The sequence below is a fragment of the Pseudomonas brassicacearum genome (assembly GCF_009601685.2).
GTDB classification, from domain to species: domain Bacteria; phylum Pseudomonadota; class Gammaproteobacteria; order Pseudomonadales; family Pseudomonadaceae; genus Aquipseudomonas; species Aquipseudomonas kilonensis_B.
Map to the genome: position 1 here is coordinate 314,992 of NZ_CP045701.2, position 24,573 is coordinate 339,564.

Annotated in this window: 21 protein-coding genes; 11 read left to right on the forward strand and 10 right to left on the reverse strand. The window is 62.1% G+C overall.

The genetic code is table 11. The features are described from left to right. Nucleotides 1–59: 59 nt before the first annotated feature. The 4 genes from GFU70_RS01345 (at nucleotide 60) to GFU70_RS01360 (ending at nucleotide 3,203) form a co-directional block, all read left to right on the forward strand. A complete protein-coding gene (locus GFU70_RS01345; protein ID WP_058543945.1) occupies nucleotides 60–305 on the forward strand; it encodes a DUF2789 domain-containing protein in 246 nt (81 codons plus the stop codon). A gap of 209 nt (nucleotides 306–514) precedes the next feature. Next, nucleotides 515–1,096 (forward strand): alpha/beta hydrolase, encoded by a 582-nt coding sequence (locus GFU70_RS01350; protein WP_153387490.1) that lies wholly within the window; start codon nucleotides 515–517, stop codon nucleotides 1,094–1,096. Nucleotides 1,097–1,144: 48 nt separating this feature from the next. After that, nucleotides 1,145–2,080, forward strand: a complete 936-nt coding sequence (locus tag GFU70_RS01355; protein WP_153387491.1) for a sigma 54-interacting transcriptional regulator — start codon at nucleotides 1,145–1,147, stop codon at nucleotides 2,078–2,080. A gap of 340 nt (nucleotides 2,081–2,420) precedes the next feature. Further along, entirely contained in the window at nucleotides 2,421–3,203 is a 783-nt protein-coding gene (locus tag GFU70_RS01360) for a MetQ/NlpA family ABC transporter substrate-binding protein (protein WP_058546630.1), read from the forward strand. A gap of 119 nt (nucleotides 3,204–3,322) precedes the next feature. Here the strand turns inward: GFU70_RS01360 and GFU70_RS01365 are convergent, their stop codons facing one another. After that, entirely contained in the window at nucleotides 3,323–4,483 is a 1,161-nt protein-coding gene (locus tag GFU70_RS01365) for an AAA family ATPase (RefSeq protein WP_116643428.1), read from the reverse strand. Between the two features lie 233 nt (nucleotides 4,484–4,716). Here GFU70_RS01365 and GFU70_RS01370 point away from each other — a divergent pair, with 233 nt between their 5' ends. From GFU70_RS01370 to GFU70_RS01380, 3 genes are read left to right on the forward strand one after another with little or no spacing between them, the layout of a single operon-like run. Further along, entirely contained in the window at nucleotides 4,717–5,820 is a 1,104-nt protein-coding gene (locus tag GFU70_RS01370; RefSeq protein WP_058546632.1) for an efflux RND transporter periplasmic adaptor subunit, read from the forward strand. Beyond that, nucleotides 5,817–6,881 (forward strand): efflux RND transporter periplasmic adaptor subunit, encoded by a 1,065-nt coding sequence (locus GFU70_RS01375; RefSeq protein ID WP_058546633.1) that lies wholly within the window; start codon nucleotides 5,817–5,819, stop codon nucleotides 6,879–6,881. The genes GFU70_RS01370 and GFU70_RS01375 overlap by 4 nt, the downstream gene beginning before the upstream one ends. Next, nucleotides 6,878–9,925 carry an efflux RND transporter permease subunit gene (locus GFU70_RS01380; protein WP_153387492.1) on the forward strand — a complete coding sequence of 1,016 codons (3,048 nt, stop codon included), beginning with the start codon at nucleotides 6,878–6,880 and terminating at the stop codon, nucleotides 9,923–9,925. The genes GFU70_RS01375 and GFU70_RS01380 overlap by 4 nt, the downstream gene beginning before the upstream one ends. A 154-nt stretch (nucleotides 9,926–10,079) precedes the next feature. Here the strand turns inward: GFU70_RS01380 and GFU70_RS01385 are convergent, their stop codons facing one another. Beyond that, nucleotides 10,080–12,299: a heavy metal translocating P-type ATPase gene (locus tag GFU70_RS01385; protein ID WP_153387493.1), complete on the reverse strand. Its 2,220-nt coding sequence runs from the start codon at nucleotides 12,297–12,299 to the stop codon at nucleotides 10,080–10,082. An 86-nt stretch (nucleotides 12,300–12,385) separates the two neighbouring features. Between GFU70_RS01385 and cadR the strand changes: the two genes are divergently transcribed. Further along, complete coding sequence (cadR, locus tag GFU70_RS01390; protein WP_072409253.1) at nucleotides 12,386–12,832, forward strand: Cd(II)/Pb(II)-responsive transcriptional regulator; 447 nt, start codon at nucleotides 12,386–12,388, stop codon at nucleotides 12,830–12,832. 196 nt (nucleotides 12,833–13,028) lie between these two features. On the opposite strand, the gene GFU70_RS01395 is transcribed toward cadR, so the two are convergent. The 3 genes from GFU70_RS01395 to GFU70_RS01405 all read right to left on the reverse strand — a co-directional run bounded on the left by GFU70_RS01395 (nucleotide 13,029) and on the right by GFU70_RS01405 (nucleotide 15,710). Continuing rightward, nucleotides 13,029–14,000, reverse strand: coding sequence for a thymidylate synthase (locus GFU70_RS01395; protein WP_153387494.1), 972 nt, complete (start codon nucleotides 13,998–14,000; stop codon nucleotides 13,029–13,031). A 49-nt stretch (nucleotides 14,001–14,049) separates the two neighbouring features. Further along, nucleotides 14,050–14,859: a prolipoprotein diacylglyceryl transferase gene (gene lgt, locus GFU70_RS01400; RefSeq protein WP_058546638.1), complete on the reverse strand. Its 810-nt coding sequence runs from the start codon at nucleotides 14,857–14,859 to the stop codon at nucleotides 14,050–14,052. A gap of 68 nt (nucleotides 14,860–14,927) precedes the next feature. After that, nucleotides 14,928–15,710, reverse strand: coding sequence for a sulfite exporter TauE/SafE family protein (locus GFU70_RS01405; protein ID WP_058546664.1), 783 nt, complete (start codon nucleotides 15,708–15,710; stop codon nucleotides 14,928–14,930). 387 nt (nucleotides 15,711–16,097) lie between these two features. On the opposite strand from GFU70_RS01405, the gene GFU70_RS01410 reads away from it, so the two are divergent. After that, nucleotides 16,098–16,844, forward strand: a complete 747-nt coding sequence (locus GFU70_RS01410; RefSeq protein ID WP_058546639.1) for an NRDE family protein — start codon at nucleotides 16,098–16,100, stop codon at nucleotides 16,842–16,844. A 205-nt stretch (nucleotides 16,845–17,049) separates the two neighbouring features. Here the strand turns inward: GFU70_RS01410 and ptsP are convergent, their stop codons facing one another. Together ptsP and GFU70_RS01420 are read right to left on the reverse strand one after the other, a co-directional pair. Next, the gene (gene ptsP / locus GFU70_RS01415) at nucleotides 17,050–19,329 is read right to left on the reverse strand and encodes a phosphoenolpyruvate--protein phosphotransferase (RefSeq protein WP_058546640.1); all 2,280 of its coding nucleotides are present in this window, start codon (nucleotides 19,327–19,329) and stop codon (nucleotides 17,050–17,052) included. Between the two features lie 22 nt (nucleotides 19,330–19,351). After that, nucleotides 19,352–19,831, reverse strand: a complete 480-nt coding sequence (locus GFU70_RS01420; protein WP_003186867.1) for an RNA pyrophosphohydrolase — start codon at nucleotides 19,829–19,831, stop codon at nucleotides 19,352–19,354. Nucleotides 19,832–19,974: 143 nt separating this feature from the next. Between GFU70_RS01420 and GFU70_RS01425 the strand changes: the two genes are divergently transcribed. Continuing rightward, nucleotides 19,975–20,631, forward strand: coding sequence for an HAD family hydrolase (locus GFU70_RS01425; protein WP_058546641.1), 657 nt, complete (start codon nucleotides 19,975–19,977; stop codon nucleotides 20,629–20,631). Between the two features lie 120 nt (nucleotides 20,632–20,751). Here the strand turns inward: GFU70_RS01425 and GFU70_RS01430 are convergent, their stop codons facing one another. Then, on the reverse strand, nucleotides 20,752–21,177 hold the full coding sequence (locus GFU70_RS01430; RefSeq protein ID WP_058546642.1) for a DUF2269 family protein: 426 nt from the start codon (nucleotides 21,175–21,177) through the stop codon (nucleotides 20,752–20,754). A gap of 45 nt (nucleotides 21,178–21,222) precedes the next feature. Beyond that, nucleotides 21,223–22,737: a threonine ammonia-lyase, biosynthetic gene (gene ilvA / locus GFU70_RS01435; protein ID WP_058546643.1), complete on the reverse strand. Its 1,515-nt coding sequence runs from the start codon at nucleotides 22,735–22,737 to the stop codon at nucleotides 21,223–21,225. Nucleotides 22,738–22,874: 137 nt separating this feature from the next. On the opposite strand from ilvA, the gene rpiA reads away from it, so the two are divergent. Next, entirely contained in the window at nucleotides 22,875–23,549 is a 675-nt protein-coding gene (rpiA, locus tag GFU70_RS01440; protein WP_014336005.1) for a ribose-5-phosphate isomerase RpiA, read from the forward strand. A 79-nt stretch (nucleotides 23,550–23,628) separates the two neighbouring features. Here the strand turns inward: rpiA and GFU70_RS01445 are convergent, their stop codons facing one another. After that, complete coding sequence (locus GFU70_RS01445; protein ID WP_058546644.1) at nucleotides 23,629–24,543, reverse strand: SdiA-regulated domain-containing protein; 915 nt, start codon at nucleotides 24,541–24,543, stop codon at nucleotides 23,629–23,631. Nucleotides 24,544–24,573: the final 30 nt, after the last annotated feature.

Below are 24,573 nucleotides of genomic sequence, written 5' to 3' on the forward strand. Positions count from 1 at the left end.
CGTCAAGGGACTAGACTGAGTAAAGAACCAGCCATCCGTCTTATGCTCAGGAGTCCCGCATGGAATCGCCGATCCACAGCCTGCCCGCGCTGTTCAAACAATTGGGCCTATCTGACAAGGCCGTTGATATCGACAAATTCATCTCCACCCATTCACCCCTCAAACCCGACCTTCACTTGGCCGATGCGTTTTTCTGGAGCGAAAGCCAGCAGCAACTGCTGCGCGAAGAAATCCTCGAGGATGCGGACTGGGCGGAGGTAGTGGACCAATTGAATGTGTTGCTGAGGAGGGGACGCAGCGAGTGAGGTACATACGCAACCTGTGGGAGCGGGCTTGCTCGCGAATGCGTCGTGTCAGGCAGCATCAGCGTCAACTGACCCCCCGCTTTCGCGAGCAAGCCCGCTCCCACAACAGTGATATTCTTTATTGTTATTAACAAATATCTTCTTATTCCTTAAATAATATAGCTCTCCTCCCTATACTCGTCCGGGAACAGACACGCAGGAGAGCACCCATGCGCAACGAATCGATTCGCTACCTGATTGTGCCGGGCTGGCAAGGATCGCCGGAAGATCATTGGCAAACCCACTGGCAGAACAGCCTGCCCAACAGCGCCCGGGTCGAGCAGGCCGATTGGGTGACGCCTCGGCGTGAAGACTGGGTCGCGGCGTTGGCCGAGGCCGTGGCCGCCGACAGCACGCCGGTGATCCTGATTGCCCATAGCCTGGGTTGCATCGCGGTGGCCCATTGGGCCGCCACCGCCCCGGTGCAGTTTCTGCGACAGGTGCGTGGGGCGTTGCTGGTGGCGCCAGCGGATGTCGAGCGGCCAGCCTGCGCTCCGGCGCTGCGCAACTTCGCGCCGATTCCCACTGATCTGTTGCCGTTCCCAAGCCAAGTGGTCAGTTCCGACAACGACGCCGCCGTGAGCGCCCCGCGCGCTCTGGAACTGGCGCGCAACTGGGGGGCCGAGGCCGGGATCCTGGCGGGGGCGGGGCATATCAACGTGACGTCCGGCCACCAGCGCTGGGAGCAGGGTTTCGCTTACCTCTATCGTCTGCAAAACCGCATGGAGCATCACGCCCTGCGCCGCGCCTGATCGTTTAGCGCCCCCCCGTCTCCCGACGGCCTGGGGCGGGAGCCTGCCATGAGTTTGCATGAAACCTTCGGTCAGCCATTGCTGACCTTTCCCGATGCGGAAAAAAGCCCCCTGAGCATTCGCGCCAAGGCGCTGGTGTTCGTCGACCCCCGTTCCCGGCAGTTGCGCCAGGCATTGGAGCAACTGGCGCCGCGTGCGATCTCGGTGCTGATACGCGGCGAAACCGGTAGCGGCAAGGAACTGCTGGCCCGGCATATCCACCGTGAAAGCGATCGCGGTGGATTGTTCGTGTCGGTCAACTGCGGCGCCATCAGCCCGACCTACGCCGACGCCGAACTGTTCGGCTATGCCGCTGGCAGCTACAGCGGCTCGGCCAGCAGCCGGGCCGGTTGGTTCGGTTCGGCCAATGGCGGCACCCTTTACCTGGATGAAATCGGTGATTTGCCGCTGCCGATCCAGATCAAATTGCTGGCGGCGCTGGAAAACCACGAAGTCACTCGTGTGGGCGCGCATCAGCCCAGCCCAGTGGATGTCCGCCTGGTGGCGGCCACCAGCATCGACCTGGCGCAAGCAGTGGCCGCCGGGAAATTCCACGAACGGCTCTACCATTACCTCGGCGAAGGCCAGCTGGAACTGCCGGCCCTGCGCGAACGGGTAGGCGATATCCAGTCCCTGGCCGAATACTTCCTGGGCATCTACAGCCAGCGCCTCGGCCTCACCGTGCCGCTGATCAGTGAAGCGGCGCAGCAAGCCCTTGAGCGGCACGGTTGGCCGGGCAACACCCGCGAGCTGGAAAACGTCATTCACTTCGCATTGCTGGTGAGCACGGGGGATGAGATTTTGCCGGAGCACTTGAATCTCCCGTCCCAGCCTTCAGCCCTGGAGCTGATTGATCAGCAGGTGGCGCAGGTCATTGCCCAAGGCTCGCAAGCTGAGCACCAAGCCCTCAAGGCGCTGCTCAATCGACTGAACCCAACACCCTAGACCGAAACCTTACTCCCACAGGCGCTGTGTAGGAGCTGTGTAGGAGCTGTCGAGTGCAACGAGGCTGCGATCTTTCCCCAGCCACTTGAATCTCAAGCGAAAGATCAAAAATCAAAAGATCGCAGGCTTCGCCAGCTCCTACACAAAGCGGGAGCAAGCTCCCCCGCCACAAAAATAGTGTTTTCTATATGAGTAAAATGAATATGAACTTGAATAAAAGATATTGTTAAGGAATAAAAAATATCGGTATCGTCCACATCACGCCAGCGATAGCACTTCACTGGCACTCTCATAGTTGGCCGTCGTCCATGACGACAGTGATTTTCGATAAGGACACTGCATGAAAAAGGTTCTGTTGTTCACCGCATTGGCGGCAGCCCTGGCCTCGGGCCTGGCCCAGGCCGCGGAGAAACTGGTGGTGGCTGCCACGCCGGTGCCCCACGCTGAAATCCTCGAGCTGATCAAGCCGGCCCTGGCCAAAGAAGGCGTGGACCTGGAAATCAAGGTCTTCACCGACTACGTCCAACCCAACGTACAGGTCGATCAGAAGCGCCTGGACGCCAACTACTTCCAGACCCTGCCGTACCTGACGAACTTCAACGAAGGCAAAGGCACCCATCTGGTGACCGTGATCGGCGTTCACGTCGAACCGTTCGGCGGCTACTCGAAAAAGTACAAAAAGCTGGCTGATCTGCCAGACGGCGCGACCATCGCGTTGCCTAACGAAGGCAGCAACAGCGGTCGTGCGCTGATCCTGCTGCAGAAGGCTGGCCTGATCGAGTTGAAAGACCCGAAAAACGCATTGGCGACCCCGAAAGATATCGCCAAGAACCCGCACAACTTCAAGTTCAAGGAACTGGAATCGGCCATGCTGCCGCGCGTGCTGGACCAGGTCGACCTGGACCTGATCAACACCAACTATGCCCTGGAAGCGGGCCTTAACCCGGCCAAGGATGCACTGGTGATCGAAGGTTCGGATTCGCCTTACGTCAACTTCCTGGTGGCCCGTCCAGACAACAAGGACAGCCCGGCCATCCAGAAACTGGCCAAGGCCCTGACCAGCCCTGAAGTGAAGGCGTTCATCGAGAAGAAATACAGCGGCGCGGTACTGCCGGCGTTCTGATTCGCGGGCTAAATCTTTTCACGGTTTCAAGCGCCGACGGCTGATACAGCGTCGGCGTTTTTTGTGCGCGCGATTTAAGTTGTGGGAGCTTGCTCGCGATTCGGTTTATCAGGCGCCACTCAATCCGGCCAATGCCACGCCGGCTCATCCAACACTCGCTGCCCGACAATCCCGGTCTGCCCCAGCTCTTTTTCCAGCACGATGCAATTGCAATGTTCATCCTGCTCCAGGGCGGCGATCAGGCGCGTGGCGTGGGACACCACCCAGACCTGGCAATTGACTGAAGCGCGGATGATCAGCCGCGCCAAGGCCGGCAACAGATCGGGGTGCAGGCTTGTTTCCGGTTCGTTGAGCACCATCAGCGAGGGCGGCCTGGGGGTGAGCAGGGCGGCCACCAGCAACAGATAGCGCAGGGTCCCGTCCGACAGTTCGGCGGCGGACAGTGGGCGCAGCAGGCCATGCTGCTGAAACGCGATGGCGAAACGACCGCCTTGCAGTTTCTCGATGTGCAGGTGGGCGCCGGGGAACGCGTCACCGATGGCGGCATGCAAAGCCTCTACGTCGCCGATTTCAAGGATGGTCTGCAGCGCGGCGGCCAGGTCGCGTCCGTCGTGGTGCAACACCGGCGTGCGGGTGCCCAGTTGCGGCTGGCGCACCGGGGCGTCGGCGTCGCTGCGAAAATGGTCATAGAAACGCCAGCGACGAATGAACTCGCGCATCTGCAAGACCTCCGGCGAAGTGCGCAGGCTGCCGACCTGGTCGAACAGGCTGTCGAAGGTCGGCGTGTGCTGGGCCAGCACATCCCAGGAACGGCCTTCGCGGGCACGGATCATCGGCCCATTGCGGTCCACCAGCAGGCTGGCCGGCCGAAACACCGGGCCGGCCCAGATGCATTCGCGCTTGATTTCAGGGTCCAGGGAAAACGCTGAAAGGCTGGGTTCCGGCAGGCCCAGGGAGATCGAGTAGCTGAAGTCCTCGCCGGCGAAACCCAGGCGCAAGCGCTTGATACGCTGCCATGCCGTCGCCTGGACCGGCACCTCGCCGTTGCGCATGCGTCGGCTGATTTCTTCCGGCCCGGCCCAGAAGGTCGAGTCCAGTCCGCCTTCGCGGGCCAGGGCGTTGACCACCCCGCCCTGGGCCGTCTCCGCCAGCAGGCGCAGGGCGCGATACAGATTGGATTTGCCGCTGCCGTTGGGGCCGGTGATCAGGTTCAGCCGGCCCAGAGGAATGACCAATTTATTGATCGATCGATAGTTGGCCACCGCCAATGTCTTGAGCATCAGCAAACTCCTTCTGCATGGGGTTGTAGGCGCTGTCGAGCGAAGCGAAGCTGCGATCTTTCCAAACCCCGTTGGGTCTCAAGTAAAAGATCAAAAGATCGCAGCCTCGCTTCGCTCGACAGCTCCTACGGGAAAGAGACCAGTCTGCCTGACTGCTACGCATTCGTTGAACCCTGTTCTAAGCTCACAGTCGTATCGTCACTGGTACGTCCGTACAGCGCAAAGGAGTCCGCATGTCTGGTCCTGGAATCAAATTGATTGTTGTCTTGGGCGTGTATGCGTTGTTGACGGGATGCGGTGATAAAAAAATCGAAGAAAAAGCCCTGCCACGGGTTTTCGTGCAACAAGCCGTGCCCAGCGAATACGCCGCCTCGGTGACCCTGACCGGCGATATCCAGGCGCGGGTGCAGGCTGACTTGTCGTTTCGCGTGGGTGGCAAGATCATCGAGCGCAAGGTCGATGTCGGCGACCGCGTCTCGGCCCGGCAAGTGCTGGCCCGGCTCGATCCTCGGGACCTGCAGACCAACGTCGACTCCGCCGAGGCCCAGGTGGCCGCCGAGCAGGCGCGGGTCAAGCAGAGTGCGGCGGCGTTCGTGCGCCAGCAGAAACTCTTGCCCAAGGGCTACACCAGCCAGAGCGAATACGACGCGGCCCAGGCCCAACTGCGCAGCAGCCAAAGCGCGTTGACCGCCGCCCAGGCCCAACTGGCCAACGCTCGCGAACAACTGAGCTACACCGCACTGGTTGCCGAGGCACCGGGCATCATCACGGCGCGCCAGGCGGAAGTCGGCCAGGTGGTGCAGGCCACTGAGCCGATCTTCAGCCTGGCCCGGGATGGCGAACGCGACGCAGTGTTCAACATCTACGAATCGCTGTTGCGCGAACCGCCGTCGGACCCTGCAATCACCATCAGTTTGTTGGATAACCCCGCCATCAAGACCACCGGCACGGTGCGTGAAATCACCCCGGTGGTGTCTGCCCAGACCGGCACCGTGCAGGTCAAGGTCACCCTCGATGACTTACCCGAAGGCATGCACCTGGGCTCGGTGGTCAGCGCCACGGCCAAGTCTGCCGGCAAGACCGCCTTCGAGCTGCCTTGGTCGGCATTGACCAAGAACCTCAGTGACCCGGCCGTGTGGCTGGTGGACGGCGAGGGCAAGGCGCAGTTGCAAACGGTGACCGTCGGCCGCTACCTGACCGGCAAGGTCATCATCAGCGATGGCCTCAAGGGCGGTGAGAAAATCATCACCGCGGGCGGGCAATTGCTGCACCCCGGCGTACGCGTCGAGATCGCTGAAAACACCGCTGGAAAAACCACGCCGGGAGCCCAGCCATGAAGCGCCTGTGGATGGTCTCGGCCGGCCTGTTGCTGGCCGCCTGCTCCAAGGAAGAAGCGCCGCCCGAACCGGTGCGCCCGGTGTTGTCCGTTGAGGTCAGGGCCCTCGACCAGCAGGCGCTTGGGCGGTTCGCCGGGAATATCCAGGCCCGTTACGAGAGCAACCTGGGTTTCCGCGTGCCAGGACGGATCGCCAGCCGCAATGTCGACGTCGGCGCGCAGGTGAAGAAGGGCGACCTGCTTGCCACGCTCGATCCCACCGACCAGCAGAACCAGTTGCGCGCCGCCCAGGGCGATCTGGCGCGGATCGAGGCGCAGTACATCAATGCCCAGGCCAATGCCCGTCGCCAGCAGCAATTGTTCGACCGTGGCGTCGGTGCCCAGGCGCAACTGGACCTCGCCCAGACCGACCTGAAAACCACCGGCGCTTCTCTCGAACAGGCCCGGGCCTCGGTGGAGCAGGCCCGCGATCAGCTTAACTACAGCGAGCTGCACACCGACCACGATGCCATCGTCACGGCCTGGAATGCCGAAGCCGGGCAGGTGGTCACCGCTGGCCAGCAAGTGGTGACCCTGGCCCGCCCGGACATCAAGGAGGCGGTGATCGACCTGCCGGCCGGGCTGGCCGAGCGCCTGCCCCCGGACGTAGTGTTCGAGGTCGCCGCGCAATTGGACCCGAGCATCCACACCACCGCCACCGTGCGCGAGATCGAACCCCAGGCCCAGAGCGCCACCCGCACCCGCCGCGCGCGCCTGACATTGGCCGATACACCGCCAGGTTTTCGCCTGGGCACGGCTGTCAGCGTGACCCTGAGTTCGAGCATCGAACCGCGCATCGAGCTGCCACTCAGCGCATTGCAGGAGGTCGACGGCAAGGCGCGGATCTGGCTGGTCGATCCACAAAGCCAGACCGTTTCACCCCGTGACGTACGGATTCTCGAACGTTCGGACAACTCGGTGCTGGTGGCCAACGGCATCAAGGCCGGCGACCGCGTGGTCAGCGCTGGGGTGAACAGTCTCCAGCCGGGGCAGAAAGTGAAACTCGACGAGGAAGCACGATGAAAGGGCCCTTCAACCTGTCCGAGTGGGCCCTGCGGCATCAATCGTTCGTCTGGTACCTGATGTTCGTTGCATTGTTGATGGGCGTGTTTTCTTACATGAACCTGGGGCGCGAAGAAGACCCGTCGTTCACCATCAAGACCATGGTCATCCAGACCCGCTGGCCCGGCGCGACCCAGGAAGAAACCCTCAAGCAGGTCACCGACCGCGTCGAGAAAAAACTCGAAGAGCTCGATTCCCTCGACTACGTCAAAAGCTACACCCGACCGGGGGAATCGACGGTGTTCGTGTACTTGCTCGACACCACCGGGGCCAAGGAAATCCCCGAGATCTGGTACCAGGTGCGCAAGAAGATCAACGACATTCGCGGCGATTTTCCTGACGGCCTGCAAGGGCCCGGGTTCAACGACGAGTTCGGCGATGTCTACGGTTCGGTGTACGCCTTCACCGGCGACGGCCTGTCGATGCGCCAGTTGCGCGACTACGTGGAACAGGTGCGCGCCGAGATCCGTGACGTACCGGGCCTGGGCAAGGTCGAGATGGTGGGCGAGCAGGACGAAGTGCTGTACCTGAACTTCTCCACGCGCAAACTCGCCGCCCTGGGGATCGACCAGCGCGAGGTCGTGCAAAGCCTGCAATCCCAGAACGCCGTGACCCCGGCCGGGGTCATCGACGCCGGGCCAGAGCGGATTTCCGTGCGCACGTCCGGGCAGTTCCAGTCGGAAAAAGACCTGGCCAACGTCAACCTGCGGCTCAATGACCGCTTCTATCGACTGGCCGACATCGCCGATATCAGCCGCGGTTACGTTGACCCCGCCACGCCGATGTTCCGTTTCAACGGCACACCGGCCATCGGCCTTGCCATCGCCATGAAGAAGGGCGGCAACATCCAGGACTTCGGCAAGGCGTTGCATGCGCGCATGAGCGAGCTGACCGCCGACCTGCCGGTGGGCGTTGGCGTGCATACGGTGTCGGACCAGGCCGAAGTAGTGGAGGAGGCGGTCGGCGGCTTCACCAGTGCCCTGTTCGAGGCGGTGATCATCGTCCTGGTCGTCAGCTTCATCAGCCTCGGCGTCAGGGCCGGTCTGGTGGTGGCCTGTTCGATTCCGTTGGTGCTGGCGATGGTCTTCCTGTTCATGGAATACAGCGGCATCACCATGCAGCGCATTTCCCTCGGCGCGTTGATCATCGCCCTCGGCCTGCTGGTGGACGACGCGATGATTACCGTGGAAATGATGGTCACGCGCCTGGAAAAAGGCGACAGCAAGGAGCAGGCCGCGACCTTCGCCTACACCTCGACGGCGTTCCCGATGCTTACCGGGACCCTGGTGACCGTGGCCGGTTTCGTGCCCATCGGCCTGAACGCCAGTTCCGCCGGTGAGTACACCTTCACCCTGTTCGCGGTCATCGCCGTGGCGATGCTGGTGTCGTGGATCGTCGCGGTGTTGTTTGCCCCGGTGATCGGCGTGCACATCCTCAGCACCAACGTCAAACCCCACAGCGCCGAGCCGGGGCGGATCGGCCGGGCATTCAACGGTGGCCTGCTGTGGGCGATGCGCAATCGCTGGTGGGCCATCGGCATCACCTTGCTGTTGTTCGTGCTGTCGGTGTTTTGCATGCGCTTCGTGCAGAACCAGTTCTTTCCGTCTTCGGACCGGCCGGAAATCCTGGTGGACCTCAACCTGCCGCAAAACGCCTCGATGGACGAGACCCGCAAGGTTGTCGATCGCCTGGAAGCGACCCTCAAGGGCGACCCGGACATCGAGCGCTGGAGCACCTACATTGGCGAAGGCGCAATTCGCTTTTACCTGCCGCTGGACCAGCAACTGCAGAATCCGTACTACGCGCAACTGGTGATCGTCAGCAAGGGCCTGGAGTCGCGCACGGCCCTCACCGAGCGCCTGCAAAAGCGCCTGCGTGAGGATTTCGTCGGGATTGGCAGTTACGTGCAGGCCCTGGAAATGGGTCCGCCGGTGGGAAGGCCGATCCAGTATCGGGTCAGCGGCAAAGACATCGACCAGGTGCGCAAGCATGCGATCGAACTGGCCACCGAGTTGGACAAGAACTCGCACATTGGCGAAATCATTTACGACTGGAACGAACCGGGCAAGGTGCTGCGCATCGACATCGCGCAGGACAAGGCGCGGCAGTTGGGCTTGTCTTCCGATGATGTGGCCAGGTTGATGAACAGCATTGTCAGCGGCACGCCCGTGACCCAGGTCAACGACGATATTTACCTGATCGACGTGGTCGGCCGTGCCGAAGATGCCGAGCGTGGTACGCCGGAAACCCTGCAGAACTTGCAGATCGTCACGCCGGGCGGCACTTCGATTCCGTTGCTGGCGTTTGCCACGGTGCGTTATGAACTGGAGCAGCCCTTGGTGTGGCGTCGTGACCGTAAGCCGACCATCACCATCAAGGCTGCCGTGCGCGACGAGATCCAGCCCACCGACCTGGTCAAGCAACTGCAACCGGACATCGACAAGTTCGCCGCCGGCCTGCCAGTGGGCTACAAGGTCGCTACGGGCGGTACCGTGGAGGAGAGCAGCAAGGCCCAAGGGCCGATCGCCAGTGTCGTGCCGTTGATGCTGTTCTTGATGGCGACCTTCCTGATGATCCAGCTGCACAGCGTGCAGAAACTGTTCCTGGTGGCGAGCGTCGCGCCCCTGGGGTTGATCGGCGTGGTGCTGGCGCTGGTGCCGACGGGCACGCCCATGGGCTTCGTGGCGATCCTGGGGATCCTCGCGTTGATTGGCATCATCATCCGTAACTCGGTGATCCTGGTGACCCAGATCGATGAATACGAACGTGACGGCTACGAGCCCTGGGACGCGGTGGTGGAAGCCACCGAGCACCGGCGCCGACCGATCCTGCTCACCGCGGCCGCGGCGAGCCTGGGGATGATCCCGATTGCCCGGGAAGTGTTCTGGGGGCCGATGGCCTACGCGATGATCGGCGGGATCATCGTCGCCACCCTGCTGACGCTGCTGTTCCTGCCGGCGCTGTATGTCGCCTGGTACAAGATCCGCGAGCCCCAGCGCGACTGAATAGGCGTTAACTCATGAGGGCTGCTGTGCGGCCCATCGCGAGCAAGCTTTGCTCCCACAGTGGATCGTTGCGAGTACAGAGTTTGAACTCACTGCAGATCTGCTGTGGGAGCAAAGCTTGCTCGCGATGAGGCCCTCCCGGTCACCGCAAACTTTACTTGCGCAACAACCGCAACCCATTGAACACCACCAGCAAACTCACCCCCATGTCGGCAAACACCGCCATCCACATGGTGGCGACCCCGGCGAAGGTGAACCCGAGAAAGATCGCCTTGATCACCAACGCCAAGGCAATGTTCTGTTTCAGGATGCTGGAAGTCTGCCGCGACAGGCGAATGAAGGCCGGGATCTTGCGCAGGTCGTCGTCCATCAAGGCGACATCGGCGGTCTCGATGGCCGTGTCGGTGCCGGCCGCGGCCATGGCGAAACCGATTTCCGAACGGGCCAGGGCCGGGGCGTCGTTGATGCCGTCGCCGACCATGCCGACGCGGTGACCCTGGGCGTACAACGCTTCGATGGCTTGCAGCTTGTCTTCGGGCAACAGGTCGCCCCGAGCCTGGTCCATGCCCACCTGCGCGGCAATCGCATCGGCGGTGTGGGCGTTGTCGCCGGTGAGCATCAAGGTCTTGATGCCCAGGTCATGCAGTTGGCGGATGGCTTCACGGCTGGAGTCTTTCACGGTGTCGGCCACGGCAAACAGCGCCAAGGGGCCTGTAGCGCCGAGCAGCAGCACCACGGACTTGCCTTGTTTTTCCAGGGCGAAGAGTTTCTCTTCCAGTTCGGGGGAGCACAGGCCGAGGTCTTCCACGAGGCGGTGGTTGCCCAGGTGGTAAGTCTGTCCGCCGATGTCGCCGCGCACGCCGCGCCCGGCGAGCGCCTCGAAGTTATCCACAACCTGCTGTGTCAGTTGCTTATCCACAGCCGCGTTGGCAATCGCCCGGGAAACCGGGTGGTCGGAGCGGGCGGCGAGGCTGGCGGCCAGTGCCGGAGCGGTGGTTTCCAGGCTCGGGTCCAGCGCCACATAGTCGGTTTGCACCGGCTTGCCGTGGGTAATCGTGCCGGTCTTGTCCAGAGCCAGGTAGTCGAGCTTGTAGCCACCCTCCAGGTACACGCCGCCCTTGACCAGGATGCCTTTGCGCGCAGCAGCAGCGAGGCCGCTGACGATGGTCACGGGGGTGGAAATCACCAGCGCACACGGGCAAGCGACCACCAGCAGCACCAGCGCCCGGTAGATCCAGTCGAACCACGTCGCACCCATGAACAGCGGTGGGATGATGGCTACAGCCAGGGCCAGGACAAACACCGCCGGGGTGTAGATTCTAGAGAACTGGTCGACGAAGCGCTGGGTCGGCGCGCGGGAGCCCTGGGCCTGTTCCACGGCATGGATGATCCGCGCCAGGGTGGAGTGATCGGCCGCCGCGGTCACGGTGTATTCCAATTCGCCGGCCTGGTTGATGGTCCCGGCAAACACCTTGTCGCCGATGGTTTTTTCCACCGGCAGGCTCTCGCCCGTGATCGGTGCCTGGTCAATGGTCGAACGACCGGCGACCACGTCGCCGTCCAGGCCAACCCTTTCCCCCGGGCGAACCCGTACCCGCGCACCGAGGGCGATGACTTTTACATCTTGCACCTGCCAGCTGCCATCGGCCTGTTGCACGGTGGCCTGTTGTGGGGCCATCTGCATCAGGCCGCTGATGGCGTTGCGCGCTCGGTCCAGGGATTTGGCTTCGATCAGCTCGGCCACGGTGAACAGGAACATCACCATCGCCGCTTCCGGCCATTGGCCGATCAGCACGGCGCCGGTCACGGCGATGCTCATCAACGCGTTGATGTTCAGGTTGCGGTTCTTCAGGGCGATCCAGCCCTTCTTGTAGGTACCCAGGCCACCGCTGAGGATCGACACCAACGCTACCAGCGCAACCACCCAGTTGGGCGCGGCGTTGGTGAAATGGATCACCTCGGCGCCCAGGGCCGTCACGCCGGACAGTGCCAATGGCCACCAGGGCTTGGCCGGGGCGGGCGAGTGAGGGGCAGCCTTCTCTTGGCCCGGGGTCATTGGCTCGGCCTGCATCCCCAGTGATTCGATGGCCTTGATGATCGGTGCGTCGCTAGGCAAATCGTGGGTTACGCCCAGCACGCGGTTGATCAGGTTGAACTCCAGTTGCTGCACGCCTTCGAGCTTGCCGAGCTTGTTCTGGATCAGCGTCTGTTCGGTGGGGCAGTCCATGGCTTCGATACGGAAACTGCTCAGTCGCGCACCGTCCGTCGGCGTTTTGCCAAGGTTGACCACTGCCGGGGCTGCTTTCGAGGCGCAGCAGGAATGCCCGTGGTCATGGCCGTGGTCGGGTTTGTGGATGTGAAGGGAATCGCTCATCGGGTGACGTCCGTGAAAAGTGCCTGTTGCGCAGTAAAGACCCTGTAGCCACTATAGGGTCAAGCACCTATTTGGGAGGCCGCCTCATGAAAATCGGAGAACTGGCGAAAATCACCGACTGCCAGGTCGAAACCATCCGCTATTACGAACGCGAAGGCCTGCTGCCGGAACCGGCCCGCAGCGACGGCAATTACCGCGTCTACACCCAGGCCCATGCCGAGCGGCTGACGTTCATTCGCAACTGCCGCACCCTGGACATGACCCTGGAAGAAATCCGCAGCCTCCTGGCCCTGCGCGACAGCCCCCAGGACCAGTGTGAAAGCGTCAACGCGCTGATCGACGAACACATCCAACACGTCAAGGCCCGCATCGACGGCCTGCTGGCCTTGCAGACGCAACTGATCGACCTGCGCCATCGCTGCGGCGAAGGGCCGGACCCGGATCAATGCGGGATCTTGCAGCGGTTGGAGGTGAGTGGGGCGGTGGCGCCGGAGGTGGAGCATTCGCATGTGGGGCGCAGTCATGGGCATTGAACCCTTGCCGCCAATCCGAATACACAGAGCCGCCTATGGGCGAGCCTATGGGAGCAAAGCTTGTGAGAACCTGCCTGTGGGAGCAAAGCTTGCTCGCGACGAACGATAACGCGATCTTCTGACGGATCGAGGCGTTTCCATCGCGAGCAAGCTTTGCTCCCACAGGCCCGCACACAGGGGTGATGGTGGGATTCTTTTAGACCGCCATCGGCGCGGTCATCGGCGCGTGGTGCTGGTAGCCTTCGAGGGAGAAGTCGCCCGGCTCCACCAACTCCAGCCATTCAGGCTGGTACACACCGGTCTTGGCGAACTCCGGCACACGCTCGGAAATCACCAGCTTGGGCATCGGGAACGGCTCGCGCGTGAGCTGTTCGTTGAGCATGTCCAAGTGGTTTTCGTAGACGTGGGCATCACCGATGAAATAGGTGAACCAGCGCGGCGTGTAGCCGGTCAGGCGACCGACCAGGCTCAGCAGCGCGGCGCCTTCGGTGAGGTTGAATGGCGTGCCCAGACCCAGGTCGTTGGAGCGGATATAGAGGGTCAGGGAGATTTCCTTGGTCTCGACATTCGGGTGGAACTGGTAGAGCAGGTGGCACGGCGGCAGGGCCATTTCATCGAGCTGGGCGCAGTTCCAGCCGTGGAACAGGATGCGCCGGCTGCCCGGGTCCTTGATGATGGTGTCGACGCACTGGCGAACCTGGTCGATGGCCTTGTACAGCACCACGTAGGCCTGGCCGTTTTCTTCGCCCTTGGCGATCTGCCGGTAACCCTGGGCCAGCGTCTGCTCGATGGCCGCCGGGTTGCTCAGGGGGATCTGTTTGTAGGCCGGCCACTTGCGCCATTGCACGCCGTAGATCTCGCCCAGGTCGTCTTCGCCCTGGCGGAACGGGTTGGCCAACCATTGGGCGTTTTCGTTGGCGTTCTGGTCCCAGACCTTGCAGCCCAGGGCGCGGAATTCGGCGGCGTTGTTCACACCACGGAGAAAACCGCACATCTCGCCGATGGCCGATTTGAAGGCCATTTTGCGGGTGGTGATGGCCGGGAAACCGTCTTTCAAGTCATAGCGCAGCATGGCGCCGGGGAAGCTGATGGTGTTCACACCGGTGCGGTTGGCTTGCTTGGTGCCGTTCTTGATGACGTGGGCCACCAGATCGAGATATTGCTTCATGGATTACCTGTGTCCTTGAACCCGGGGCCAGCGCCCCGGGGTTCGAATTTTAAATCTTGGCCGCCGCAGCCGGCGCGCGATGATAAGCCAGCCAGATCAGCGCCAGGCCGCCGACGATCATTGGCAGGCACAGCAGTTGGCCCATGGTCAGCCAGTTCCATGCCAGATAGCCGAGCTGGGCGTCCGGTACGCGGACGAATTCAACGATGAAACGGAAGATCCCGTAGAACAGCGCAAACATGCCCGACACCGCCATGGTTGGCCGCGGCTTGCGCGAGAACACCCAGAGGATCAGGAACAGTGCCACGCCCTCGAGGGCGAACTGGTACAACTGCGACGGGTGGCGCGGCAACTGCGCCGGGTCGCTGAACGGCGGGAAGATCATCGCCCATGGCACGTCGGTCGGCTTGCCCCACAATTCGGCATTGATGAAGTTGCCGATGCGCCCGGCGCCCAGGCCGATCGGCACCATCGGCGCGACGAAGTCCATCAGTTGGAAAAACGACTTGTTGTTGCGCTTGCCGAACCACAGCGCTGCCAGCATCACGCCGATGAACCCGCCGTGGAACGACATGCCGCCCTTCCAGACTTCGAAGATCAGCGTCGGGTTGGCCAGGTACGCGCTCAGGTCGTAGAACAATACATAACCCAGGCGCCCACCGACGATCACGCCCATGGACAGCCAGAATATCAGGTCGGAGAGCTTTTCCTTGTTCCAGGTCGGGTCGAAACGGTTGAGCCGACGCGACGCCAGCAACCAGGCGCCGCCGATACCGACCAGGTACATCAGGCCGTACCAGTGGATTTTCAGCGGGCCGATGGCCAGGGCCACCGGATCGATCTGCGGGTAAGGCAGCATTGATATTCCTCGTAAACGTCAAAAATACCCGGGCGACGCTGCCACCTCGGGATTAAGCCAGGATTGCGTCAGAACAGGAAACTCAAGCCGACGCACAATAGCAGGGCGGCGAACAACCGCTTGAGCAAGCGCGGTGACAGGCGATGGGCCAGCCGCGCACCGAAGCGGGCGAAGACCATGCTGGTCAGGGCGATGCCCAGCAGCGCCGGCAAATACACAAAACCGAGACTATGAGCCGGCAGCAGCGGATCGTGCCAGCCCAGAATCATGAAACTTAATGCACTGACCAAGGCGATGGGCAGTCCGCAGGCCGATGAGGTCGCGACCGCTTGCTGCATCGGTACGCTGCGCCAGGTCAGGAACGGCACGGTCAGCGAACCGCCACCGATGCCGAAAATCGCCGAGGCCCAGCCGATCACCGTGCCGGCCAGGGTCAGTCCGGCCTTGCCCGGTACGCTGCGACTGGCGTTGGGCTTGAAGTCCACGGCCAGTTGCATGGCAACGATCAAGGCGAACACGCCAATGATCTTCTGCAAGTGCGGGCCGGAAATCGCTTCGGCGGTGATCGCGCCGAATCCGGCACCGATCAGGATGCCGACGGTCATCCAGGCGAACACCGGCCAGCGCACCGCGCCTTTGCGCTGATGCTCGCGTACGGCATTGACCGAGGTGAAGATGATCGATGCCAGCGAGGTGCCGACAGCCAAGTGCGTCAACACCTGCGGGTCGAAGCCCTGCAGGGTGAAACTGAACACCAGCACCGGGACGATGATGATCCCGCCGCCCACGCCGAACAACCCGGCCAGCACGCCGGCGCAGGCACCGAGCAGCAGATAGAGCACAAATTCCACCAGCCTCTCCCCGCCCATCCCCGAAATAAGAGCGGCATGGTAACGGATCCATGGCCCCTGGCTCCACTGAAGACGATGGATGCGAGGGCGATGTGTGGGTAGAGTGGCGAACAGATGTTGTGGCGAGAGAGCAAGCTCGCGCTCGCTCGACTGCGCCCAAGGAGCTGTGTAGGAGCTGTGTAGGAGCTGTGTAGGAGCTGTCGAGTGCAACGAGGCTGCGATCTTTCCCCAGACACCTGAATCTCAAGCGAAAGATCAAAAGATCAAAAGATCAAAAGATCAAAAGATCAAAAGATCAAAAGATCAAAAGATCGCAGGCTTCGCCAGCTCCTACAGAGCCCAGCGCGAGCCTTATTTGGTGATTGGCATTTTTAACAGGACGACCTGATGTGTCTGATCGTATTTGCCTGGCGACCCGGCCATGCCCGGCCGCTGATCGTGGCGGCCAACCGCGACGAGTTCTACGCCCGGCCGACCTTGCCCCTGGCCCAGTGGCCTGATGCGCCCCATGTGCATGCCGGTCGCGATCTGGAGGCCGGCGGCACCTGGCTCGGGATTGGCGCCGAGGGACGCTTTGCGGCGCTGACCAACATCCGGGACCCGGGCCAGTTGCCAGCATTCAAGTCGCGCGGCGAACTGGTGGCGCGGTTCCTGGCTGGGAATCTGTCGATTGCCGACTACCTGAGTGAAGTCGTGCCCCGCGCCAGCGAGTATGGCGGGTTCAACCTGCTGCTCGGCGATGGCGTCGAGCTGTGGCACCACAACGCCCGCGATGCCCAGCCGCAGCGGTTGGGCGAGGGGGTCTATGGCTTGTCGAACGCTGGGCTGAACACGCCCTGGCCCAAGTTGCTCAAGGCCCGCGCGGCGCTGGGCGAGGTGTTGGACGATCCGCAGCCCGAGGCACTGCTTACGCTGCTGAACGACCCGCAACCTGCTCCGGTGGCTGAGCTGCCTGATACGGGGGTGGGCGTGGCGACTGAGATGCTGCTGTCGAGTGTGTTCATTACCAGCCCGGCCTACGGGACGCGGGCCAGTACAGCGTTGATTGTCCATGCCGATGGGACGCGGCAGATGGTCGAGCGCAGTTTCGGGCCACATGGGGGGCATTTGGGGGAGGTGGCGCTGCACATTTGATCCAGCCCTGTAGAAGCTGTGTAGGAGCGTAGGAGCGTAGGAGCTGTCGAGTGCAACGAGGCTGCGATCTTTCCCCAGACACTTGAATCTCAAGCGAAAGATCAAAAGATCAAAAGATCAAAAGATCAAAAGATCGCAGGCTTCGCCAGCTCCTACAGAGCTCAGCGGGAGCAAGCTCCCTCGCCACAAATGCTCGTTGAACGGTCTAGAGGGTCTTGTTCGAAGCCGGATTAATCATCCGCGCCAACCCCAGGTTCTTCAGCGCCAGTTGCAAGGAGCTGTGGATCACTTGCGGGTTGTCGATGGTCATTACTTCCGCGAGCAATTCCTGGGCCTTGCTGAGGTTGATCTGGCGCAGCATCCACTTCACTTTCGGCAGGTTGGTGGCGTTCATCGACAAACTGTCGAACCCCATCGCCATCAGCAGCACAGCAGCGGCCGGGTCGCCGGCCATTTCGCCGCAGATGCTCACCGGCTTGCCTTCGGCATGGGCGTCACGCACCACGTTCTGCAAGGCTTGCAGCACGGCTGGGTGCAGGTAGTCGTACAGGTCCGCGACCCGTGGGTTGTTACGGTCCACGGCCAGCAGGTACTGGGTCAGGTCGTTGGAACCCACCGACAGGAAGTCCACCTGCCGCGCCAGTTCCTTGGTCTGGTACACCGCTGCCGGAATCTCGATCATCACGCCGACCGGCGGCATCGGCACATCGGTGCCTTCGTCGCGTACTTCGCCCCAGGCCCGGTGGATCAGGTGCAGGGCCTCTTCCAGTTCATGGGTGCCGGAGATCATCGGCAACAGGATGCGCAGGTTGTTCAGGCCTTCGCTGGCCTTGAGCATGGCGCGGGCCTGGACCAGGAAGATTTCCGGGTGGTCGAGCGTCACGCGAATGCCGCGCCAGCCGAGGAACGGGTTGTCTTCCTTGATCGGGAAGTAGGACAGGGACTTGTCGCCGCCGATGTCCAGGCTGCGCATGGTCACCGGTTGCGGGTGGAAGGCGGCCAGTTGTTCGCGGTAGATCGCCAGTTGTTCCTTTTCGCTGGGGAAGCGCTGGTTGATCATGAACGGCACTTCGGTGCGGTACAGGCCCACACCTTCGGCGCCACGCTTCTGCGCCCGGGCCACGTCGGCCAGCAGGCCGGTGTTGACCCACAGCGGCATGCGGTGGCCGTCGAGCGTCACGCACGGCAGGTCCCGCAGCGCGTCCAGTCCCAGGGACAGTTGCTTTTCTTCCTCGACCACATCGGCAAACTGCTTGCGCAGCACTTCGCTGGGGTTGGTATAGACCTCGCCGTGGTAGCCATCGACGATCATCTGGATGCCGTCGACCTTGGAGTACGGCAGGTCCACCAGGCCCATCACCGTCGGGATGCCCATGGCCCGGGCCAGGATCGCCACGTGGGAGTTGCCCGAACCCAATACCGAGACCAGCCCCGCCAGCTTGCCTTCGGGCACTTCGCCGAGCATGGCCGGGGTCAGTTCTTCGCTGACCAGGATGGTGTTGTCGGGGTAGACCAGGGTCTGCTGGCGCTCTTGCTGCAAGTAGGCCAGCAGCCGGCGGCCAAGGTCCTTGACGTCCGAGGCCCGCTCGCGCAGGTAGGCGTCGTCCATCAGTTCGAAACGGTTGACGTGATCGGTCACCACCTGGCGCAGTGCGCCCTGGGCCCACTGGCCGGTCTTGATGACGGTGGTCACTTCGCTGCCCAGCGAGGCATCGTCGAGCATCATCAGGTAAACGTCGAACAGCGCGCGCTCTTCAGGGCGCAGCTGTGTCGCCAGCTTGGCCGACAGGGCACGCATGTCGGCGCGCACGCCCTCAATGGCGGTCTTGAACAGCCCCAGTTCGGCGTCGATATCGGTGATGGTCTTGTCTGGCACCACGTCCAGGTCGGCGGGCGGCAGCATGACCACCGCCGTGCCCACCGCCGCGCCCGGTGAACCCGGTACGCCGACGAACTTGGCTTCCTGGATGCCCTTGCCCTGGCGACCCAGGCCGCTGATCGAGCCAGTGGCCTCGGCGTGAGCGATAACCCCGGCCAGTTGCGCGCTCATGGTCACGAGGAAGGCTTCTTCACCCTCATCGAACTGGCGACGTTCTTTTTGCTGGATGACCAACACGCCGACCACGCGGCGGTGGTGGATGATCGGTGCTCCGAGGAACGAGGCGTAGCGTTCTTCGCCGGTTTCGGCGAAGTAGCGGTAGCGCGGGTGATCCGCGGCGTTTTCGAGGTTCAGGGGTTCTTCGCGCGTGCCGACCAGGCCGACCAGGCCTTCATTGGGGGCCATGCTGACCTTGCCGATCGAGCGCTTGTTCAAGCCCTCGGTGGCCATCAGCACGAAACGGTTGGTCTCGGGGTCCAGCAGGTAGACCGAGCAGACCTGGCTGCCCATGGCCTCTTTGACACGCAATACAATAATCCCCAACGCCGCCTTGAGATCCTTGGCGGAGTTAACTTCCTGGACGATCTTGCGCAGCGTATTGAGCATGGCTCGGGGTCGAACTCCGTCGTCAGTCGCGCGTCAGCAGGCGCGGGGCAAGCTCTTTGAGAGCGCGTCGGTACACTTCGCGCTTGAATGTCACCACCTGGCCCAACGGATACCAATAGCTGACCCAGCGCCAGCCATCGAACTCCGGTTTACCGGTCAAATCCATCCGCACCCGCTGCTCGTTGGAGATCAGGCGCAGGAGAAACCATTTCTGCTTCTGGCCGATGCACAGCGGTTGGCTGTGCGTGCGAACCAGGCGTTGCGGCAAACGATAGCGCAACCAGCCTCGGGTGCAGGCGAGTATTTCGACATCTTCTCGCTCAAGCCCCACTTCTTCGTTCAACTCGCGGTACAAGGCCTCTTCCGGCGTCTCCTGGGGGTTGATCCCGCCCTGGGGAAACTGCCAGGCGTCTTGATTGATACGGCGAGCCCATAGCACCTGCCCTGCATCATTCGTAAGAATGATCCCCACATTGGGACGGAAACCATCGGGGTCGATCACGGCAACAACCTCGCAAACGCATGTCGCCGCATTGTTCCACAAAGGTTGTGAAAGCAGCAACGAGCGTCCCTAGCTTATGTGCACTCTTGTGAAAAGTCCGTATTCTGGACGCCTTTCTTCAGATTTTTCAGCGAGTAACTGCAATGCGGCTGGCTTTATTCGACTTGGACAATACATTGCTGGGCGGCGACAGTGATCACGCGTGGGGCGATTACCTATGCGAGCGTGGTTTTCTCGACGCTGTCGCGTACAAGGCGCGCAACGACGAGTTCTACCAGGATTACCTGGCCGGCAAGCTCGACAATGCCGAGTACCTGAATTTTTGCCTGGAAATCCTCGGCCGTACCGAAATGCACGTGCTGGCCCAATGGCACCTGGACTACATGCGCGACTGCATCGAGCCGATCGTGTTGCCCCAGGCCATCGAGTTGCTTGGAAAGCACCGTGACGCCGGCGACAAGCTGGTGATCATCACCGCCACCAACCGCTTTGTCACCGGGCCGATTGCCGAGCGCCTGGGCGTCGAGACCCTGATCGCCACCGAGTGCGAGATGATCGACGGGCGCTACAGCGGGCGCAGCACGGATGTCCCATGCTTTCGCGAGGGCAAGGTGACCCGGCTTAACCGTTGGCTGGAGGAGACCGGACATTCGCTCGACGGCAGCTATTTTTACAGCGACTCGATGAATGACCTGGCGCTGCTGGAGGTGGTGACGCACCCGGTGGCGGTGGATCCGGATCCGAATCTTCGGGCCGAGGCCCAGAAGCGGGGTTGGCCGGTGATTTCGTTGCGCAATTGACTGTGGGAGCAAGGCTTGCCCGCGATTGGCATTTGTACCTTTGCATCCGCGTAAAGCCAATCGCGGGCAAGCCTTGCTCCCACAGAGTCGCGAGCAAGCCTTGCTTCCACAGACTGTGTTTTAAACCGGCTTGGCCCCCATCAACCCCGCAATGGCGATAAAGCAGGCAACACTGAACAGTGCCAAGGCAAAGGTAAACTTCCCGCTACTTCCCGGCGCCTTGCGCAATTTGTTCAGTCGCACCATTAGCCAGAACCCCGCCAGCGCCGCCAGGGTGTAGAGCACGCTGGAGGCCAGCAGCCAGGTCTGCCCCAGCGGCCAGCCCACCTGATGCACCATCCACCAGCCCGTAAAGGGCAGGCTCGCCAGTGCCAGGATCATCACCAGCCAGATGAACAGGCGCGGACGTTGCAGCGTGCGCGCAGCCGCCGTGGCATCGCCGTTGCGGCGCGTACGCCAGACCCAGGCGGCCAGCCCCAGGGCGCCCGCCAGCAGCACTACGGTGGCGATGGCGTGAGCGATCTTCAGCGCGGTCAATGTTTCCATTGTTGGATTTTCCTTAAGTCTTGCTCACAGCCTAGCCCGGCTTTATCAACCCAGGAACAGTTGATAGGCCGGGTTATCGCTTTCATCCCAGTACGGGTAGCCGATTTCTTCGAGGGCGGCCGGCACCAGGTGGCGCTCATCGTGAGGCACCTGTAGCCCGGCGACCACACGGCCATCCGCCGCGCCATGGTTGCGGTAGTGGAACATCGAGATGTTCCAGCGCCCGCCCAGCTTGTTGAGGAAGTTGAACAGCGCCCCCGGGCGTTCCGGGAATTCGAAGCGCAGCACCACTTCATCGATGACATGGGCGGCATGCCCGCCGACCATGTGGCGAATGTGCAACTTGGCCAGTTCGTTGTCGGTCAGGTCCAGCACCGGGAACCCTTGATCGGTCAGGCTGGCGATCAGCGCGCTGCGCGGGTCGTTTTCCGGGTGGGTCTGCACACCAACGAAGATGTGCGCTTCGCTGCCGGTGTTGTAGCGATAGTTGAATTCGGTGATCTGGCGCTTGCCGACGGCTTCGCAGAACGCCTTGAAGCTGCCCGGTTTCTCGGGAATGGTCACGGCGATGATCGCTTCGCGGCCCTCGCCCAGTTCGGCGCGTTCGGCAACGTGGCGCAAGCGGTCGAAGTTGACGTTGGCACCGGAATCGATGGCCACCAGGGTCTGGCCGCTGATGCCTCGTGATTCGACGTATTTCTTGATCCCGGCCACGCCCAAGGCGCCGGCAGGTTCGGTGATCGAGCGGGTATCGTCGTAGATATCCTTGATCGCAGCGCAGATCTCGTCGGTGCTGACGGTGATCACTTCGTCCACGTAGTGTTTGCAGATATCGAAGGTGTGCTGGCCGATCTGCGCCACGGCGACGCCGTCGGCGAACAGTCCCACGGTCGGCAGGACCACGCGCTCGCCAGCAGCCATGGCCGCTTGCAGGCAATTGGAGTCGTCCGGCTCGACGCCGATGACCTTGATGTCCGGGCGCAGGTATTTCACGTAGGCCGCGATTCCGGCAATCAGCCCGCCACCGCCCACCGGGACGAAGATCGCATCCAGGCGCCCCGGGTGTTGGCGCAGGATTTCCATCGCCACCGTGCCCTGCCCGGCAATGGTGTGGGGATCGTCATACGGGTGGATGTAGACGTAGCCTTTTTCGTCGACCAGTTTCAGCGAATAGGCCAGGGCTTCGGGGAACGAATCACCGTGCAGCACCACTTTGCCGCCCCGTGAGCGCACGCCTTCGACCTTGATTTCCGGGGTGGTCTTGGGCATCACGATGGTGGCCTTGACGCCCAGCACCTTGGCCGCCAGGGCCAGGCCCTGGGCATGGTTGCCCGCCGACGCCGTGACCACGCCGCGTGCGCGCTCTTCGTCGCTGAGCTGGGTCAGCTTGTTGTAGGCCCCGCGAATCTTGAACGAGAACACCGGCTGCAAGTCTTCGCGCTTGAGCAGGATGCTGTTGCCCAGCCGCTCGGAGAGCTGGCGAGCGGCCTGCAGCGGGGTTTCTACGGCAACGTCGTAAACGCGCGAGGTGAGGATCTTTTTGACGTACTGTTCAAGCATCGGAAAGCATCACTGAGCGGGTTGGGCAGGGCCAAGGAGTCTAACCCGGCTTTTAGCTGGGCGACCACACGAATCCCAAGGTTTTGTTGGGTTATACTCACGCCCCTCTTTACTTCCTGCCCGCTTTCGGAGCTCGCATGACCCAGGATCAACTCAAACAGGCCGTGGCCCAGGCCGCCGTCGACCTCATCCTCCCGAAGCTGGATGACAAGAGCGTCGTCGGGGTTGGCACCGGCTCTACGGCCAATTGCTTCATCGACGCGCTGGCGCAACACAAGGGCGCGTTCGACGGCGCGGTGGCCAGCTCCGAAGCAACCGCCGCGCGCCTCAAGGGCCACGGGATCCCGGTGTACGAGCTCAACACCGTGAGCGACCTGGAGTTCTACATCGACGGTGCCGACGAAAGCGACGCGCACCTGAACCTGATCAAGGGCGGCGGCGCGGCCCTGACTCGCGAGAAGATCGTCGCGGCCGTGGCCAAGACCTTCATCTGCATCGCCGACGCCAGCAAGCTGGTGCCTGTGCTTGGCGCGTTCCCCTTGCCGGTGGAAGTCATTCCCATGGCCCGCAGCCATGTGGCCCGCCAACTGGTGAAGCTGGGCGGCGATCCGGTGTATCGCGAAGGCGTGCTGACCGACAACGGCAACATTATCCTGGACGTGCACAACCTGCAGATCACCAACCCGGTGGAACTGGAAAGCCAGATCAACGCCATCGTGGGCGTGGTCACCAACGGTTTGTTCGCGGCACGTCCTGCGGATGTGCTGTTGCTGGGGACCCCTGAAGGGGTGAAGACCCTGCGGGCGGAATAACCTGCTCTTTTGAGTGAGTAACCCTTGTGGGAGCGAGCTTGCTCGCTCCCACATTGGTTTGTAGTTCAGGGTAAGTGGATCAAGGCTGCGGCTTCTTGAACACGTAGAACAGATTCGGCTCGCTCACCAGATACAGGTTGCCATCGTCATCCATGGCCAGGCCTTCGGCCTGGGGCACGGTTTTTTGCAGGCCCTGGCGGCCCTTGCTCAACGACAGCGTGCTCAACGGCCGGCCGTTGATATCCAATTCGATAATTAACCGCGACTCCTCGGACAGCGCCAGCAAATGGCCGCTGCGTTCGTCGTATTGCAGGCTTGAGAGGTCGCGCACGAACAACCCGGCATCGCGCTTGGGGTTGTTGATCACATGGACTGCGTAGGACTTTTCTGGATTGTGGTGGGGAAACCCATGCACTTCATAAATCAGCATCGGGTCGCGTTCCTTCGCCACGAACAGGCGTTTGCCCACTGAGTCGTAGGCCAGCCCTTCGAACCCCTTGTTGCCGCTCATGTGCACGCCCAGGGTCATCTGTTCGGCTTCGGCGGCGTCGAGGAATTGGGTGTCGTCGTCCAGGTGAATCTTGATCAGGCGCTGCTGGCGCTCGTCGGTGATGACGTAGATGTCTTCGCTGATGAATTCCACCGCCTCCGGATCGCCAAAGCCGATCAGGGTGATGCGCCGCAAAATCTTGCCGTCCAGCGACAACTCGACCAGCTCGGCATTTTGATTGGTGACGGTGAACAGGCTCTTGCGGATCGGATCGAACGTCAGCGCTGAAACGTCATCGTCCAGGCCTTCGATCACCTGCGCCTCAACCGTGACCCGGTATTGGTCCAGGGCAATGGCCTGCTCGCTGGTGGTTTTCCAGAGGGTGTTGAGGTTGAACCAGGCGCGTTCGAACAGGCGCAGGTGCTGACCGGCGGCGATCAGGAGAGTCAGCGCCAGCGTCAGGAGAATCAGGATCACCGGCTTGGGATGGGCGAGTCGACGCATGTTGGGGTGGGCTCGGATAAGAACAGGACC